The following is a 16,110-nucleotide window of genomic DNA, read 5'->3' as shown; positions in this document are numbered from 1 at the left end:
CATGTCCTTCAAGCGACAGCTGCGATGGGGGATTGCTTTGCTGTTGGTCTTGGGCAGCTTGGGTTATTTCTGGCTGAAATCAAGCCATGATGTAATTGAAACCATTGTCTGCGATGATATTGTGCAGGGCTGTGCGCATGGAGACCTGACGGTACGGGCAATGACGCTGCCTACTACTATGCGGGCATTCGAGGTGCGTATCAGCTCGCCTGGCGCAGAGTCTGTGTATGCGAGCTTCGATATGGTGGATATGCAGATGGGGATGAATCGGTATCGCTTCCAGCGTCAGCCCGATGGGGGTTGGCGCGCTATGGTGACATTGCCGGTGTGCATCAGCGGGCGCAGTGACTGGGTCATGCTTATTGACATTAAGCATTCATCGCAAGCGTTGCCAACGCATTATCAATTGACATTGACTACCCAGTAACAGATTGGCTTAGTAGTCTTCTTCGTCGAGCTTGGGAGTGTTATCGGGGATGCGATAGTTTTCGCTGGCCCATTGGCCGAGGTCGATCAGGCGGCAACGCTCTGAGCAGAACGGGCGATAGGCATTGGTGCTGGAGTATTCAGCCAGCTCCCCGCATTGTGGGCAGGCGACCATTTTTTTCTTGCTTACAGGTTGCACAGTGTCAGTGAGAAGTTGATATCGTGATCGCAGGGGCGAGGGCGCTGCGCATTATCTAAGCTATTGAAGCGGATATTAATAGCATACTTGTTAGCGCTCACTTCGGGGAAACAGGGCGTATCGTCACTGATCTCCACGCGTAACATTTGGGCTGGTTTGGCGCCGCCTAACATCTGCTGATAAGCCCCGTTGGTTGCTGTCATGTTGGAAGTCATGCCACTGCCACGCAAAATGTGCAGGATGATGCGGATGGCATCATGTAACGGCATCAGTGGACTCATCCAGACACTGAGATCATGCTTGCGGCGCTCGCTGCTCAAGCCCAGCCAGTAATGGTAAGACGGTAAATCGAACTCACAGACACCACCCGGGATCACCGAGCGCTGCTTGATACTCATTAACCATTCATTGTCGCGCAGGGTTTGCCCTAGCTTGCCAGGTGTGTTGCGCAAGGGGCGTGCAGCGTTTTCTATATCAGTGACCAGATCATTGAGGACTTTTTCCTCAATGGATGGATTGCCGCGCAGGTTGTTCATCACCATTTTCTGGCGGTCCAACTCCTGCAGCAGATCCATCTTGAGCTCTGCGCGCTCAATAATGTCTAGTATCTGGAAGATGGAAAGCAGGACGCTATGGTGGATAAACTCGTGTTCACCCTCAATATTGTGCAAGACCTTGATAAAGAGGTCTTCCAGACGCAACAGGGTACGGATGCGTTCATTAAAGGGGTAATCGTAACTAGGCACGGGCTTCTCGAGGCTGATCCGTTTGTTTATAGTAGTTGTCGTGAATTATCAGATTTATTCGCTAACTATGCAAGTCTTAATGAATTTTTCATGCATTTGATGAATTTTTTGTTGCAGCTCTTCAATGCTGCCATTGTTGTCAATAATGTCGTTGGCTAGTGCGCGACGGAAACTGCGTGACGCTTGTGCAGCGATGATGGAACGCACCATCTTCTCGGTAAAGCCATTGCGATTGACAACGCGGCTGATCTGCTTCTCTTCGTCGCAATCAATCAATAAAGTGCGGTTGACAATGCCTTCGTAGCGATTGGACTCAAAAAACAATGGGATAGCCAGTATCTGGTAGGGTGACTGATTGTATTGCTCGAGCTCACGTAGGGCTTCGCTGTGTATGGCAGGGTGCAAGATGGATTCCAGCATCCGGCGATCTGCATTATTGTTAAAGATACGGTCACGGATTTTTCCCCTATCCATGGCGCCATCCTCAGTGACGTATTCTGTGCCAAAGGCCTCTGCAATTTTGCTGACCAGTGGTTGACCTGCGCTCGTCAGGTGGCGGGAAATGACATCGACGTCTACGACGGGTACGTCCAGATCGCTGAACATTCTTGCTGCTTCACTTTTACCGGCGCCAATGCCGCCAGTCAATCCAACTACATACATTGATCAGCCTCCTAGATATAGTTGTGAGAGTTGTTTGCCGAAGAAAAGTGCGGCAACCCCTCCCAATGCCAAGTAAGGCCCAAATGGGATGGGGGTTTCTCGGCCATGCTTGGTTAATACGATCAAGCCAATCCCGATGATGGAGCCAGCGATAGATGATAATAAAATGACAGCGGGTAGCAATTGCCAGCCAAACCATGCCCCCAGTGCAGCCAAAAGCTTGAAATCGCCATAGCCCATACCTTCCTTGCCGGTGACTAGCTTGAATAGCCAATATACCGACCATAATGCGAGATAGCCTGCCGCAGCGCCTGCTACGGCAGAGGTTAAGTCGGTAAAGCCATCGTTGATATTGAATAACAGACCAGCCCAAAGCAGGGGTAGGGTGATGTCATCCGGTAGCAAGTGGGTGTCAAGATCGATAAAGGTTAATGCGATCAGTGCGAAGATGATGAACCAGCTTGCCACGGCCAGGCTTGAGTAGCCGAAGTGCCAACTGGCCAGGCCAGTCAGGGCCGCAGTGAATATTTCTACCAGTGGGTAGCGTGGGCTGATCTTGGTTTTGCATTGCCTGCATTTGCCGCCCAATAGCAGATAGCTGACGACAGGGATGTTTTCCATGGCGCCAATGGCATGCTGGCAGTGGGGGCAACGTGACCTGGGCGTGACAAGGTTGTAACGGGTTTGCTCTGGCTGAGGCTTACCTTCTGCTTCCAGACGCTCTGCTTGCCAGGCCAGTTCCATCATCCGCGGCAGGCGGTGTATGACCACATTGAGAAAGCTGCCTACCATCAGCCCAAGCAGTGTGGAAAAGGTAATGAAGAAGCCGGGGCTGTCCCTCAATGTATTGAGGAATACAAAAACAAAATCAGGCATAAATTAGATTGTCGGTAAACTTTCCGCATCATCGCACCGTTATATAAGTATGGCAACCGCAGTGGCGTTGGCCCGGATGGGCTTGAAATAGGCAAGAAGATCGCCATGTAAGTGTTGCTCACATTTTCTCGTCACTAGCCTGAAAGGAATGCATATGATGAATACCGAAACGCAAGCTGCATGGGATGCCCCTGTTATTTGCCGCGTTGAAGTCGATTTGTCGGGTTGGCTGGAACAACTGACGGGGAACTCGCATTGGGAGGTCTATGATGAAGCCGAGGACGAAAACTATATGAGTTTTGCCATGCGTCATGGACGTAAGCAGGCGGAAATTACTCTTTATCATAATGGCTATGCTACTGTTGATGTCGATGGGCAATCCTTATTTGATGGTTCCTTGACCACAAGAACCAGTGATTGCGCGCATCTCAGCTACTACCATGCAGAGAACGGAGAATTGATCACCTTGAATTGAGGATGAACCAAAGCCCTGCTTGCAGGGCTTTTTAATGTGTTTATTGTTCAGTTTCAGGAACTAAGTTCCAGCGTTTAGTGTCGTTTTGCAGGGCCTGATGTGATCACTAGAGTATGAACAATAACGCTGAATACAAAATGCTACCTAGGCAAAGGTTGATTGATCTCCTGAGCCTAGAGCGCAAAGATATATTACTGATTATTATCCTGATGGGTGGGGTTGGTTTCATCAATCTCGCCATACCTATTTCAGTACAGGCGCTCATCAATACGGTCACGATGGGCAGCTTGATGAAGCCGCTGCTCATTATCTCCTTCATGTTATTCATATTCTTGCTATTGGCGGGATTGTTTTACGTGCTCGAGATTTTTATTGTCGAGCTGATCCAGCGGCGGATTTTCTGTCGTATTGCCATAGATTCGGCCAGCAAGACTCAAGGGGCAAAATACGATGTGGCAAGTGCGGATGACTTGCAGGAGCTCATCAACCGCTTCTTTGAGGTCACGTCGGTACAAAAGTCTGTTGCCACCTTGTTGACCATAGGTGTGGCCACGATCCTTCAGGGGGTAGTGGGCAGTATTATCCTGGTGTTCTACAGCGTTTATTTTGCCGTGGTAGTGGCCTTGGTCATGCTCATCATCCTGGTCATTGTGTATGTGATCGGGCGTAAGGCACCACTGACTGCAATTGCGGAATCCCATGCCAAGTTTGAATTGGCGGCATGGTTGGAAACCATTGCCCGTAACCTCAATACCTTCAAGTTTTCCTCCGGGGTGCGTCTGGCACAGGAGCGAACTGGCGAATTGGCGGCTGAATACCTGAAAAAGCGCAGTGCGCATTTCCGTGTGCTCATCAAGCAGTATCTCGGGGGGGTGGTCATTTATGCCTTGGGTGGTACGGCGATGCTGGCTTTAGGAGGAACGCTGGTGATCCAGGGGCAGATCAATTTGGGCCAGTTTGTTGCGGCTGAACTAATCATCTTTGCCGTGCTGGCTTCTTTCCTGAGGTTTATCGGCCAACTTGAGTATTATTACGATCTGCTCGCCAGTCTCGACAAGATCGGTTATATCCAAGATTTGCCGCAGGAAAAGGTATCTACCCATCACTTCGAGATCAAGCGCCCCATCAAGTTAAGCGCAGTGAACCTTGGTTACGATTATCTGCGGCATACCGCTTCACAGTCTGGCATCAGTTTTACGTTACAGCCAGGTAGCAGCTTGGCTGTGCTCGGGATTGCTGGCGCAGGAAAATCCTCATTGGCGGCCTTGCTCACGGGCTTGAAGCAAGCTGAGCAAGGGCATGTGGAGTTCAATGACATTGCGCTTGAACAATACAACCTGAATACCCTGCGTCAACATCTTGGTTGTGTAGGTAAGCTGGAGGTGATTGAAGGCAGTATTCTTGAAAACGTCTTGGTCGGGCGGGACGATATTCCGCTAGGGGATGTGACGCAGTTGCTGAACAAGCTAGGCTTGATGTCCAGTATCAATCGATTACCTAGTGGCCTGGATACCTTGCTTGCCGTGAATGGAGCGCCGCTTTCGACGACCCAGGCTAATTTGCTGATGCTGGCCCGCGGCATTGTTGGTCAGCCGGGTTTGTTGATTGTCGATGGCTTGCTGGATTATCTTGATGAGGCAGATTTGAATCGGGCCCTGCCATTATTACTGGAGTTGCCCGCATGCAGTGTCGTTATTTTGACACGTCATGCATCGATCGCTCAGCGCTGCGCGCAGGTGCTGATGTTGGAGGTGCATGATCATGGCATATAAGCTGAGCGATCATCAGCAGTTCGAGAAATATACCGCAACTCCCAAGATGGTGAAGCGCATCTTGGTATGGATCGTCGTATTGTGTTTTATTGTGCCAACTTTGATGCTTTTCCTGCCCTGGCAGCAGAACGTACAAGCGATGGGCTCGGTGACCGCATTTGCACCATTGGAAAGGCGTCAAAGCGTGGATGCCCCAGTTGGAGGGGTCATCAAGCAATGGTTTGTGCGCGAAGGTGCGCGCGTGAAAGCGGGCGATCCTCTACTACAAATTAGTGATGTGGACCCAAAGTTTAAGGAGCGTTTGGCTGCGCAGCGGCAGACCAGTGCGGCTAAACTCAAGGCCAAGCAGGATGAGCTACAGGCTTACGAAGTGCAGTTGCAGAACTTGCTTGCCGTGCGCCAGGCTAGGGTCAATGCTGCAGAGTATGGATTAGATGTCGCCAGGCAGAAGGTGGTGGCAGCGGCGGAAAATGTCGAATCAGCGCAAGCCACGTTGGATGCAGCGGATTTTCAGGTGAGCAGAATGCAGCGCTTGGTGCAGGAAGGCTTGGTTTCCAGGCGCGATGTCGAAGTTGCGGAGCGAGACAGGGCGGTGGCGCTCAGGAGTGTGAATAGCGTCAAGGCCGCCCTGGACTCAGCGCGGGCCGAGGAAAAAACTGCGGCTGCCAATCTGGTGCAGGTGAAGGCGGAAACCCAGGCCAATATTGATGCAAGTCGCGCGTTGTTGAGCAAGATAGGTTCTGAGGTCGCCGATACGCAGAATGAATTGACCAATCTCGAGATCAGCGTTTCGCGCCAGGAATCGCAATTGGTGAGGGCACCACGATCAGGTACGGTGTTCAGAGTGCCGGTGAATTCGCAATCCCAGGTGATCAGCCAGGGGCAGCCGCTATTGGTGATTATCCCTGATACCGAGCAACAGGCAGTGGAGTTGATGGTTAGTGGTCTTGATGCTGCCTTGATCTTGCCGGGAAGTCGCGTTCGGCTAGAGTTTGATGGTTGGCCGGCGCTTCAGGTATCTGGTTGGCCTAATGTGGCTATCGGCACGTTCGCTGGCAAAGTGGCTTTTGTGGATGCCAGTGATGACGGCACGGGACGTTTCCGCGTCATGGTAGTGCCCGATGAAAGTGTACAAAAATGGCCTGGTGAGCGCTTCTTACGGCAGGGCAGTTCATCGCGAGGCTGGATACTGTTGGAAGAGGTCTCTATCGGCTATGAAATCTGGCGTGTGCTCAATGGTTTCCCTCCACGTGTGCCGCAGGTCACGGCTGGGAGTAATCAAGGCGGATGATGATGAAGCGTATGAGGCCGGGATCAATCATCAACCATTGCCGAGTATTGGTGTGTTTGGGTTTTGTCGCTTTGGTACCAGGCGCGGCCTGGGCTGCAACAGAAATGGCGGGGGATGGACAATCGCAGGCTATTCGCCTGCCAGAGCGCCTGGACCTCAATGGGATGAGTCAAGGGCGTGCTACTACGTTGGATGAAGACTATGCTGCGACACAGCAAGAATATAAATTATCTTCGCCCAACAAGCTCAATATCAAACTCGATGATGTGTTGGCGGAGCATCCTGAGCAGATATTGATGCCAACTGGCGTTGAGCATGGGCTAACGATTGCAGATGTAAGGGCACGCGCCTTACGTAACAACCTCTCTCTTAAAGTGGTGCAGTTTGATCCACAAATTGCGCAAAGCGTGCTGGGGGCTGAACGCGCCAAGTTCGATAACATTATCTATGCAAGCTTGCGACGCACGCGCGAAAATCGCCCATTGACCAGTGGCGATATTGTGCAGCTCAAGGCGGAGGATACCTCGCTGGATGGGCAATTGGTCAAGTTGAACAAGGCTGAGCAGCAAATCGATTACCTGGATGGTGAAGCTGGTATTGCCATTCCGCTCAGGACCGGTGGTACGGTGCGTGTCAGTACGCCTTTTGAACGCAAGCTCACCGAGGGGGCGTTGGGTACTGATGAGTACAGGCGCGCCACACGGTTTTCAATTAGCCAACCCTTATTGCGCAATGCTGGTAGCAAGGTCAACGAGGCCAGTATTCGTATTGCCGACTTGGATAGGCGGGCGGTAGATGCTAGTACCCGCTTGCAGTCCATACGTGTCATTGCCTTGATAGACAAGGCTTATTGGGATTTGTATGCTGCCTGGGCCGAGTTGGAGGTAAGGCAACAGCAGTACGAACTGGCGGCGCGTAACCTTGAGATGGTGCGCCGCAAGGTGCAAGAGGGGCTGGTTGCAAGTATTGAGGCCAGTCGTGCGGAAATCGGGGTGTCTGATCGCATAGAGGCGTTGATCATGGCGAAGACCCGCTTGCAGCTTAGCCAGCGCCAGTTGCAGTTCCTGCTTAATGATCCGCAATATACTTTTGAAGGCCATGCGTTGATTCGTCCGCAATCCGAACCCATCCTTGTGCATTATGAATTTGATAGAGATAGGCTGGTGGATTCAGCGATGAAGGGAAGGCTTGAGTTGCTTGAGCTTGAACTGAAGCTGGCTGCCGATCTCAACAAGATCGAGTATTTGCAGAACCAGACATTGCCGTTATTTACGCTAGATTACAGTTATGGGGCTCTGTCTGCTGGCGCCAATAGTCTTTCCCAAGCCTATAACAGTCCCTTCGATAATCGCTTTAATGATTGGTCCGTGGGCTTGCGTTTCGAGTTGCCCATGACCAATGAGGCGCGTCGTAACCAACTGCAGCAGGCTGTGCAGCAGCGCATGCAGCGCTTGGCAACCAAGGAATTACAAGTATTGACGGTCAAGCGCGAGATTCATGATGGCGTAGATCGGGCCGAGCAGCATTGGCAGCGCATGATTGCGGCTCGGCAGCAAGTGATGCTGGCTGGTGTCAATTATGATGGTGAGCTGAAACAGTTCAATGAGGGCTTGCGCAACATGACCGAGGTGCTGGAAATGCTGAGTAGGCTAGGCGAGTCACAGATCAAGGAAATACGTGCCCTGGTGGATTACCAGGTTGCGCTGATTGATGTGGCTTATAACACTGGTACCCTGTTGGGATATGGGCAGATAGAGTTTGGCTCTTAAATCATCGCTACGCTTAGTAGCTGCGCGAGACGGCAAACTCGGCCAGCTGTAACAAGGCCTGCTTGTAAGGGGTTTCCGGCAGGTGGGCAATGGCTTTGCAGCCAATGGCAGCCTCATCGCTGGCAACTTTGCGTACATGCTCCAATGCGCCAGTATTTTTGACTGCATCAATCACAGCTGGTAGCTCATCCAGGCCACCTTGCTCGATGGCATGGCGAATAATCTTACGTTGAGCTTCAGTGCCATGGCGCATGGCATATAGCAAGGGCAGGGTGGGCTTGCCTTCAGCGAGGTCATCCCCTAGGTTCTTGCCAATTTCTGTGCTGTCGCCACTCAAGTCGAGCACATCGTCAACCAGCTGAAATGCAGTGCCCAGGCGCATGCCGTATTCCGCCATCGCCGCTTCATCCTGAGCGTTGGTGCCGCAGATAATCGCACCTAGTCGTGTGGCCGCCTCGAACAGTTTGGCGGTTTTGTAGTGGATGACCTTTAAATAGGCTGCGTCCGTGATGTCGGCATCGTGCACATTAAGTAGTTGTAGTACTTCACCTTCGGCGATCGTGTTAGTCGCTTCGGATAATACTTCCATCACCCGCATGCTCTGGATGCTGACCATCATCTGGAAAGTGCGTGAGTAAATAAAGTCACCCACCAGTACGCTGGCTGCATTGCCGAATAATGTATTGGCAGTTGCCTTACCGCGCCGCAATGAAGACTCATCGACGACATCATCATGCAGCAGCGTCGATGTGTGGATGAGCTCAATGACGGCGGCCAGTTCGTGATGCTGAGGCTCGATGTGTCCAAATGCCCCGGCAGAGAGTAGTACCAAGGCAGGTCTTAAGCGCTTGCCACCGCTGTTGACGATATAATCAGCCACCTGATTGATCAGGACGACATCGGAATGCAGGGATTTGCGAATCACCGCGTCGACTTTTTGCATGTCTTCTGCGATGCAGGATTGAATAAAAGCTAGGGACACGTCTGGCTGCCAAAAATTAGTCTCGGGATTCTAGCATACGCAATAGCGGAAACAGCCCCCGCATGCCGGAGAGGCATTTTAAAATTGCCGTTTTCCGGGCTAATTAGCATTGTCAATAATAGCATTTGCTTTCCGTGCAGTTTTCCGTATAATGCCCGATTCATTTGAATGCGTAGCAAACGAGGCATAACCATGTATGCAGTTATCAAAACTGGTGGCAAACAATATCGCGTAGCCGCTGGTGACAAGCTTAAGGTAGAAAAGTTGGCGGGCGAAGTCGGCAGCGAAATCACCCTCGACAAGGTATTGTTGGTTTCTGATGGTGAAAACACCACCATTGGTGCTCCTCTGGTTCAGGGTGCGAGCGTACAAGCCAAGGTTGTGGCTCACGGTCGTGGCGACAAGGTCTTGATCTTCAAGATGCGTCGTCGTAAGCACTATCGTAAAACTCAAGGTCATCGCCAGAGCTTTACTGAAATCCAGATTGAAAAGATTGCTGCTAAGTAAGGAGTAGTGAAAAATGGCACACAAAAAAGCAGGCGGTAGTTCCCGTAACGGTCGCGACTCACAAGCGCAGCGACTGGGTGTTAAGGCTTTTGGCGACCAGTTTGTTTCCGCTGGCAGCATTATCATTCGTCAGCGTGGTACCAAGATGCACCCGGGCGAAAATGTTGGTATTGGCAAGGATCATACCTTGTATGCCAAGGTTGACGGCAAGGTGGCTTTCTCCGTGAAAGGCGCATTGCGTCGCAAGTTGGTCAGCATCGTTCCAGCTTAATACTGGCGTGATTCGGAAAAAGCCCTATCGCATTGATAGGGCTTTTTTATTTCAGGCGGTATGATAACTGCCTTAATCGGTTCAATCCTTAACAGATAGCGATCATGAAGTTTATAGACGAAGCCACGATCAAGGTTTACGCAGGTGATGGCGGTAACGGTGTTGCCACATTCCGCCGCGAGAAATATGAAGCCATGGGCGGTCCCAATGGAGGGGATGGTGGTCGTGGTGGTTCTATTTACATGATCGCTGATCGTAATATCAATACCCTGGTGGATTACCGTTATACCCGTGTGTTCCGCGCAAAGCGTGGTGAAAATGGTCGTGGCTCGGATCAATATGGTGCGGGTGGCGATGATATGGTGCTGCGGGTGCCTGTCGGAACAGTCATTAGTGACAAGGCGACGGGACAAGTGCTGACTGACCTCGCGGAGCATGATCAGCGGGTGATGGTTGCCAAGGGTGGTAATGGCGGCTTGGGCAATATCCACTTCAAGTCCAGTATCAATCGCGCTCCGCGCCAGTGTACCAAGGGCGATGCAGGAGAAGAATTCGAGCTTTATCTTGAGCTGAAGGTGTTGGCTGACGTTGGCTTGTTGGGAATGCCTAACGCTGGCAAGTCTACGTTTATTCGTTCGGTTTCTGCGGCCAAGCCAAAGGTGGCGGATTATCCTTTTACCACCTTGCATCCCAACCTTGGCGTTGTTCGTGTCGATGCTAATCGCAGCTTCGTGATTGCCGATGTACCTGGACTGATCGAGGGGGCGGCTGAAGGTGCAGGCCTGGGCCACCAATTCCTGCGCCATCTTTCGCGTACCCGCTTGTTACTACACTTGGTTGATTTGGCGCCATTTGATGAGGCAGTAGATCCGGTTCGCGAGGCAATCGCTATCACGGAAGAGCTGCGCAAGTATGACGAAGAGTTGTATAACAAACCGCGCTGGCTTGTGCTCAACAAAGTTGACATGCTGGAAGACAGCGAAGAAAAGGTCGCGGAATTTGTCCAGAAGCTTGGCTGGACAGGCCGTTATTTTGCGATTTCCGCCTTGGCTGGCATTGGCTGCCGTGAATTGACCTATGCCATCATGGAGCATGTGGAAGAAACTAGTCGTGCCGATCACGAAGCAACTGCGAGTGCTGGGGCTGACTCAGTCACTGGATATTAGGCTGGCGGATAGGCAGACATGACGTCATTGTTGTTGAATGCGAAATGCTTGGTAGTCAAAGTCGGTTCCAGTCTGGTCACCAATAATGGTGCTGGTTTGGATCAGGGGGCCATTGCCGCCTGGGCGGATCAGATTGCCCGGTTGGTTCAGTCTGGGAAGCAGGTGGTGCTGGTCTCCAGTGGCGCGGTTGCCGAGGGTATGCAGCGCCTGGGGTGGAAAAAACGCCCGGTAGCTATCAATGAATTGCAGGCGGCAGCGGCTGTGGGGCAAATGGGTTTGGTGCAGATGTATGAAACCTGCTTTGCTTCACATGGGCTACACACTGCACAAATCCTGTTAACACATGCCGATCTTGCAGATCGCAAGCGTTATCTGAATGCACGGACTACCTTACGCACCTTGCTAGATCTAGGTGTTATCCCTGTCATTAATGAGAATGATACGGTGGTGACGGATGAAATCCGCTTTGGCGACAATGATACCTTGGGTTCTTTGGTGGCCAATCTGATTGAGGCTGATGCCTTGGTGATCCTGACCGATCAGCCTGGGTTGTATTCAGCTGACCCGCGCAAGCATCCAGATGCGGAATTCATCCAGCATGAAACCGCTGGAAATCCTGCGCTGGAAAAAATGGCGGGTGGTGCTGGTACCTTGATTGGTAGTGGCGGCATGTTAACGAAAATACTTGCTGCCAAGCGTGCTGCACGTAGCGGTGCGCATACCATTATTGCCTCTGGGCGTGAGTCTGACGTGCTGATAAGGCTGGCGCAGGGTGATGTGCTTGGTACTCACCTCGAGGCGGGCCAGGTCAAGACCTTGGCACGCAAGCAGTGGCTGGCCGATCACTTGCGCTTGGCTGGTAAGGTAGTGCTGGATGATGGCGCTGCCAAGGCATTGCTTGAAGGTGGACGTAGCCTGTTGCCGATTGGCGTGATCGCCGTTGAGGGTAGCTTTGAACGTGGCGAGGTTGTGTCATGCGTCAATGCGCAAGGGCAGGAAATTGCACGTGGCTTGATAAATTACAGTGCCCTGGAAACGGCTCGCATATTGCGTAAGCCTAGTCACGACATTGAACATATTTTGGGTTATGTCGATGAGTCTGAACTCATTCATCGCGATAACCTGATTCTGGTATAAGGGGAAATCATGTCTCAACCATTAGTAGGCATCATCATGGGCTCTGATAGCGATTGGCCCGTGATGCGTGCTGCCGCACAAATGCTGGCGGATTTCGGTATTGCCTATGAGGCTCGCGTTGTCTCGGCGCACCGCACGCCAGACCTGATGTTCGAGTTTGCCGAGCAGGCAACCGAGCGTGGTGTGCGAGTAATCATTGCTGGTGCTGGTGGTGCTGCGCACTTGCCGGGCATGGTGGCAGCCAAGACGACATTGCCGGTGCTGGGTGTGCCAGTGCCTTCCAAGCATTTGCAGGGGCAGGATTCTTTGCTGTCTATCGTGCAAATGCCTAAGGGAATCCCTGTGGCGACATTCGCCATTGGCGAAGCGGGGGCTGCAAATGCTGGCCTTTTTGCTGCTGCCATTCTCGCGACCACCGATGCTGCGCTGGCGCAAAAGCTGGCTGACTTCCGTGCTGCGCAGTCTGCGCGCGTGTTGGATATGACATTGCAAGACCAGCCTTGATTGCAATGCTGGATATTGAGTTTTAAGGAGCTTGTACGTGAGTAGTGCAACAACCATATTGCCCCCAGCGATGCTGGGGATGTTGGGTGGCGGTCAATTGGGCCGTTTCTTCGTCATTGCGGCGCATGAGATGGGTTACAAGGTGGCAGTGTTGGACCCTGACCGTAACAGTCCTGCTGGCAAGATTGCCGATGTCCACCTTTGTGCGGCTTATGATGACGCAGTGGCATTGCAGTCTTTGGCCGAGCAGTGTGCCGCTATTACTACCGAGTTTGAGAATGTGCCAGCTTCGACGTTGGAGTTGCTTGCGCAGCACAGGACTGTGCGTCCTGCTGCGGCTTCTGTTGCTATTGCGCAGAACCGCGTAGCAGAGAAAAACTTTTTCCGTGATTCCGGCCTGCCTGTGGCGCCTTATGCCGTGATCCAGCAGGAAGCTGATATTCCGGCGGCAGATAGTGGTCTTTACCCTGCCATTCTCAAGGTGGCGCGTTTTGGCTACGACGGAAAAGGCCAGGCGCGTGTAAAAACGCCAGAGGAAGCGCGTGCTGCATTTGAGAAATTTGGCGCGGAAGTCTGCGTCTTGGAGCGTATGCTCAAGCTGGATTATGAAGTTTCCGTGGTGCTGGCGCGTGACGAAGACGGCAATGTAGAAACATTCCCTGTAGCGGAAAACAGTCACCTCAATGGTATTCTGGATGTCAGCATTGCTCCAGCGCGTGGTGATGCTTCTATTCGTGATCAGGCACGTCAGCTAGCGATTGAAGTGGCGCAAAAACTTAATTACACTGGCGTGTTGGGGGTTGAATTCTTTGTGAGTGAGGGCCGTTTGCTTGTCAATGAAATGGCGCCGCGCCCACATAATTCCGGGCATTACACCATTGATGCTTGTGTCACTAACCAATTTGAGCAGCAGGTTCGTGTGTTGGCTGGCTTGCCGCTGGGTGACGCGCGCCAGCATAGCCCTGCGGTCATGGTCAATCTGCTGGGAGATATCTGGGGTGATGGTGAGCCTGCATGGGATCAAGCCTATGCCGAATCTGGCCTGAAGATGCATTTGTATGGCAAGCATGAAGCCAGGCCGGGTCGCAAGATGGGCCACTTTACAGTCATTGGCGAGAAAATGGAGCAGACCTTGCAAGGGGCTTTGAAAGTGCGCCATGCGTTGGGAATTGAAGACTAAGGCGCTTCCGTCTGATCATGTAAAAGCCAGGTCAAGTGCCTGGCTTTTTTATTTTCATCATCGGGTAGCGCTGGAGTGGCTAAGGAGAGTATTTGGAATTTCTTGAATTGAGGCAATAAAAAAGCCGGGATATCCCGGCTTTTTTACACAAGTAGGTGAGTTAGCTAATTAGGCAAGAGCCTTGATTGCTGCGCTCAGGCGACTCTTATGGCGAGCTGCCTTGTTCTTGTGAATGATTTTCTTATCTGCAATGCGGTCGATCACGCTGACATTTTCATTGAACACGCTTTGTGCTGCAGTCTTGTCGCCGGCTTCTACCGCTTTAATGATCTTTTTGACCGCGGTACGCAGAGCCGAGCGCAAACTTGCATTGTGGGCGCGTTGCTTGATTGCCTGACGTGCACGCTTTCTCGCCTGTGCGCTATTAGCCATGGATGATAATTCCTGTAAATTGAAATCGAAGCCAAGCATATTAACTAATATTCTGAGTAAACGCAATCCCTATGTTGCGCTTTCAGTGAGTTGATGGACTAGCCGTGATAAAATCACCACTTTGGTCTAGCCGTTGGACTTGATGACTGTGATGCGTGTGCAATGAATCTGTTAAAAGCGTTGGCTGCTGTCGGGAGCATGACATTTGTTTCCCGCATCTTGGGGTTTGTCAGGGATACATTGATCGCACGCGTATTTGGTGCCGGGATCTACACCGATGCTTTTTTTGTCGCTTTCAAGATACCCAATCTCTTGCGCCGTCTCTTTGCCGAGGGGGCTTTTTCCCAGGCATTTGTGCCGGTTCTCGCAGAGTATAAGAATCGTCGCGGTCATGATGAAACCTATGACCTGATCAGCAAAGTAGCCACCCTACTGGGCCTCGTGCTCATGGGGGTGACCTTGCTCGGTATGCTGGCTGCTCCTGTCATTGCGTATGTTAGCGCACCTGGTTGGGCGCATAGCGAGCCGGAAAGCTTTGCGCTGACGATAGATATGCTGCGCATTATTTTCCCCTATATCCTGCTGATCTCCCTTGTGTCGCTTGCTGGTGGGGTGTTGAATACTTATAGCAAGTTTTCTGTGCCAGCGTTTACTCCAGTTTGGCTCAATATTGCCTTTATCATTGCAGCATTGTTTTTTGCGCCTTACTTTGACCCTCCTATCATGGTGCTGGCTTGGGCGGTATTTGCGGGCGGTGTGCTACAGCTGGCTTTCCAGTTACCTTTCTTGCGCAAGATCGGTATGTTGCCTCGCGTACGCTTCGATTTCCGTGATGAAGGTGTCTGGCGTATCCTGCGCCTCATGGGGCCGGCAGTATTCGGTGTCTCCATTGCTCAGTTGTCATTGCTGATCAACACCATTTTTGCTTCTTTCCTGGCTACTGGCAGTGTTTCCTGGCTGTATTATGCAGATCGCCTAATGGAGTTCCCCACTGGCTTGCTTGGCGTGGCTCTAGGGACGATTCTGCTGCCTAGCTTATCCAAGAGCGTGGCAGACAAGGCTGAGCAGGAATACTCCGCGTTGCTGGATTGGGGTTTGCGTCTGACTTTGATTCTGGCTTTGCCTTCTGCCGTGGCGTTGGCGGTGTTGTCTGTGCCTTTGGTGACGTCTTTATTCCACTATGGTGCTTTTACCGAGCATGACGTCTGGATGACGCGCCAGGCCTTGATCGCGTATAGCCTGGGTCTGCTCGGCCTGATTTTGGTGAAAGTGCTAGCTCCTGGTTTTTATGCACGCCAAAACATCAAGACGCCGGTCAAGATTGCTGTGGTGACCTTGATTGCGACTCAGCTGATGAATCTAGCGTTTGTCGGCATCTTCCAACATGCTGGCCTGGCATTGGCTATCGGTCTGGGAGCGTGCATCAACGCAGGTTTGCTTTATTACAACCTGCGCAAGAGCGCGATTTACCAGCCACAGCCTGGTTGGTTGGGCTTTATTGCACGTGTCGTCGTGGCTTTGCTCGTCATGGGTGTTGTGCTCTGGTGGGGCGCAGGAGATAGCGCATATTGGCTCCAAGCCACCTTATGGCAAAAGCTTGTTTACTTGATTGGATTGGTGGGCTTGGGCGTGGTGGTCTATTTTGCTGCCTTGTGGTTGATGGGCTTGCGTGTGCGTGATTTCATCAAGCGTAGTGTGAGCTGAGGAGCTTAGC

18 protein-coding genes are annotated in these 16,110 nt (G+C 51.9%); 12 read left to right on the top strand and 6 right to left on the bottom strand.

Annotation, left to right across the window (positions count from 1 at the left end):
- The first annotated feature begins 1 nt into the window (after nucleotide 1).
- The gene (locus LG202_RS13615) at nucleotides 2-427 is read left to right on the top strand and encodes a hypothetical protein (protein WP_230348926.1); all 426 of its coding nucleotides are present in this window, start codon (nucleotides 2-4) and stop codon (nucleotides 425-427) included.
- Between the two features lie 9 nt (nucleotides 428-436).
- On the opposite strand, the gene LG202_RS13610 is transcribed toward LG202_RS13615, so the two are convergent.
- From LG202_RS13610 to LG202_RS13595, 4 genes are read right to left on the bottom strand one after another with little or no spacing between them, the layout of a single operon-like run.
- Nucleotides 437-601 (bottom strand): DNA gyrase inhibitor YacG, encoded by a 165-nt coding sequence (locus tag LG202_RS13610; RefSeq protein ID WP_230348925.1) that lies wholly within the window; start codon nucleotides 599-601, stop codon nucleotides 437-439.
- Between the two features lie 11 nt (nucleotides 602-612).
- Complete coding sequence (gene zapD, locus LG202_RS13605; RefSeq protein WP_230348924.1) at nucleotides 613-1,371, bottom strand: cell division protein ZapD; 759 nt, start codon at nucleotides 1,369-1,371, stop codon at nucleotides 613-615.
- Between the two features lie 54 nt (nucleotides 1,372-1,425).
- The gene (gene coaE, locus LG202_RS13600; RefSeq protein WP_230348923.1) at nucleotides 1,426-2,034 is read right to left on the bottom strand and encodes a dephospho-CoA kinase; all 609 of its coding nucleotides are present in this window, start codon (nucleotides 2,032-2,034) and stop codon (nucleotides 1,426-1,428) included.
- 3 nt (nucleotides 2,035-2,037) lie between these two features.
- The gene (locus LG202_RS13595; protein ID WP_230348922.1) at nucleotides 2,038-2,910 is read right to left on the bottom strand and encodes a prepilin peptidase; all 873 of its coding nucleotides are present in this window, start codon (nucleotides 2,908-2,910) and stop codon (nucleotides 2,038-2,040) included.
- A 154-nt stretch (nucleotides 2,911-3,064) separates the two neighbouring features.
- Between LG202_RS13595 and LG202_RS13590 the strand changes: the two genes are divergently transcribed.
- The 4 genes from LG202_RS13590 to LG202_RS13575 all read left to right on the top strand — a co-directional run bounded on the left by LG202_RS13590 (nucleotide 3,065) and on the right by LG202_RS13575 (nucleotide 8,217).
- The gene (locus LG202_RS13590; RefSeq protein WP_230348921.1) at nucleotides 3,065-3,385 is read left to right on the top strand and encodes a hypothetical protein; all 321 of its coding nucleotides are present in this window, start codon (nucleotides 3,065-3,067) and stop codon (nucleotides 3,383-3,385) included.
- 113 nt (nucleotides 3,386-3,498) lie between these two features.
- Nucleotides 3,499-5,157 (top strand): ATP-binding cassette domain-containing protein, encoded by a 1,659-nt coding sequence (locus tag LG202_RS13585; protein ID WP_230348920.1) that lies wholly within the window; start codon nucleotides 3,499-3,501, stop codon nucleotides 5,155-5,157.
- Entirely contained in the window at nucleotides 5,147-6,448 is a 1,302-nt protein-coding gene (locus tag LG202_RS13580) for an HlyD family efflux transporter periplasmic adaptor subunit (RefSeq protein WP_230348919.1), read from the top strand. The genes LG202_RS13585 and LG202_RS13580 overlap by 11 nt, the downstream gene beginning before the upstream one ends.
- 11 nt (nucleotides 6,449-6,459) lie before the next feature.
- A complete protein-coding gene (locus tag LG202_RS13575; RefSeq protein WP_230348918.1) occupies nucleotides 6,460-8,217 on the top strand; it encodes a TolC family protein in 1,758 nt (585 codons plus the stop codon).
- A gap of 13 nt (nucleotides 8,218-8,230) precedes the next feature.
- Here LG202_RS13575 and ispB read toward each other — a convergent pair whose 3' ends face one another.
- Nucleotides 8,231-9,199, bottom strand: a complete 969-nt coding sequence (ispB, locus tag LG202_RS13570; RefSeq protein ID WP_459724995.1) for an octaprenyl diphosphate synthase — start codon at nucleotides 9,197-9,199, stop codon at nucleotides 8,231-8,233.
- A gap of 192 nt (nucleotides 9,200-9,391) precedes the next feature.
- On the opposite strand from ispB, the gene rplU reads away from it, so the two are divergent.
- From rplU to LG202_RS13540, 6 genes are all read left to right on the top strand, one after another.
- Complete coding sequence (gene rplU / locus LG202_RS13565; RefSeq protein WP_230348916.1) at nucleotides 9,392-9,706, top strand: 50S ribosomal protein L21; 315 nt, start codon at nucleotides 9,392-9,394, stop codon at nucleotides 9,704-9,706.
- Nucleotides 9,707-9,719: 13 nt separating this feature from the next.
- Nucleotides 9,720-9,977, top strand: a complete 258-nt coding sequence (rpmA, locus tag LG202_RS13560) for a 50S ribosomal protein L27 (protein WP_230348915.1) — start codon at nucleotides 9,720-9,722, stop codon at nucleotides 9,975-9,977.
- A gap of 104 nt (nucleotides 9,978-10,081) precedes the next feature.
- Nucleotides 10,082-11,143, top strand: a complete 1,062-nt coding sequence (gene cgtA / locus LG202_RS13555; RefSeq protein ID WP_230348914.1) for an Obg family GTPase CgtA — start codon at nucleotides 10,082-10,084, stop codon at nucleotides 11,141-11,143.
- An 18-nt stretch (nucleotides 11,144-11,161) separates the two neighbouring features.
- On the top strand, nucleotides 11,162-12,280 hold the full coding sequence (gene proB, locus LG202_RS13550; protein ID WP_230348913.1) for a glutamate 5-kinase: 1,119 nt from the start codon (nucleotides 11,162-11,164) through the stop codon (nucleotides 12,278-12,280).
- 9 nt (nucleotides 12,281-12,289) lie between these two features.
- Complete coding sequence (gene purE, locus LG202_RS13545; RefSeq protein WP_230348912.1) at nucleotides 12,290-12,784, top strand: 5-(carboxyamino)imidazole ribonucleotide mutase; 495 nt, start codon at nucleotides 12,290-12,292, stop codon at nucleotides 12,782-12,784.
- A 37-nt stretch (nucleotides 12,785-12,821) separates the two neighbouring features.
- Nucleotides 12,822-13,964 carry a 5-(carboxyamino)imidazole ribonucleotide synthase gene (locus tag LG202_RS13540; RefSeq protein WP_459724992.1) on the top strand — a complete coding sequence of 381 codons (1,143 nt, stop codon included), beginning with the start codon at nucleotides 12,822-12,824 and terminating at the stop codon, nucleotides 13,962-13,964.
- Nucleotides 13,965-14,132: 168 nt separating this feature from the next.
- Here LG202_RS13540 and rpsT read toward each other — a convergent pair whose 3' ends face one another.
- Nucleotides 14,133-14,396, bottom strand: coding sequence for a 30S ribosomal protein S20 (gene rpsT, locus LG202_RS13535; protein ID WP_230348911.1), 264 nt, complete (start codon nucleotides 14,394-14,396; stop codon nucleotides 14,133-14,135).
- 162 nt (nucleotides 14,397-14,558) lie between these two features.
- On the opposite strand from rpsT, the gene murJ reads away from it, so the two are divergent.
- A complete protein-coding gene (gene murJ / locus LG202_RS13530; protein WP_230348910.1) occupies nucleotides 14,559-16,100 on the top strand; it encodes a murein biosynthesis integral membrane protein MurJ in 1,542 nt (513 codons plus the stop codon).
- Nucleotides 16,101-16,110 lie beyond the last annotated feature (10 nt).

The sequence above is a fragment of the Methylobacillus methanolivorans genome, assembly GCF_054588515.1.
The sequence above is the reverse complement of the archived record's forward strand: the minus strand, read 5'-3'. Positions and strand labels throughout refer to the sequence as shown.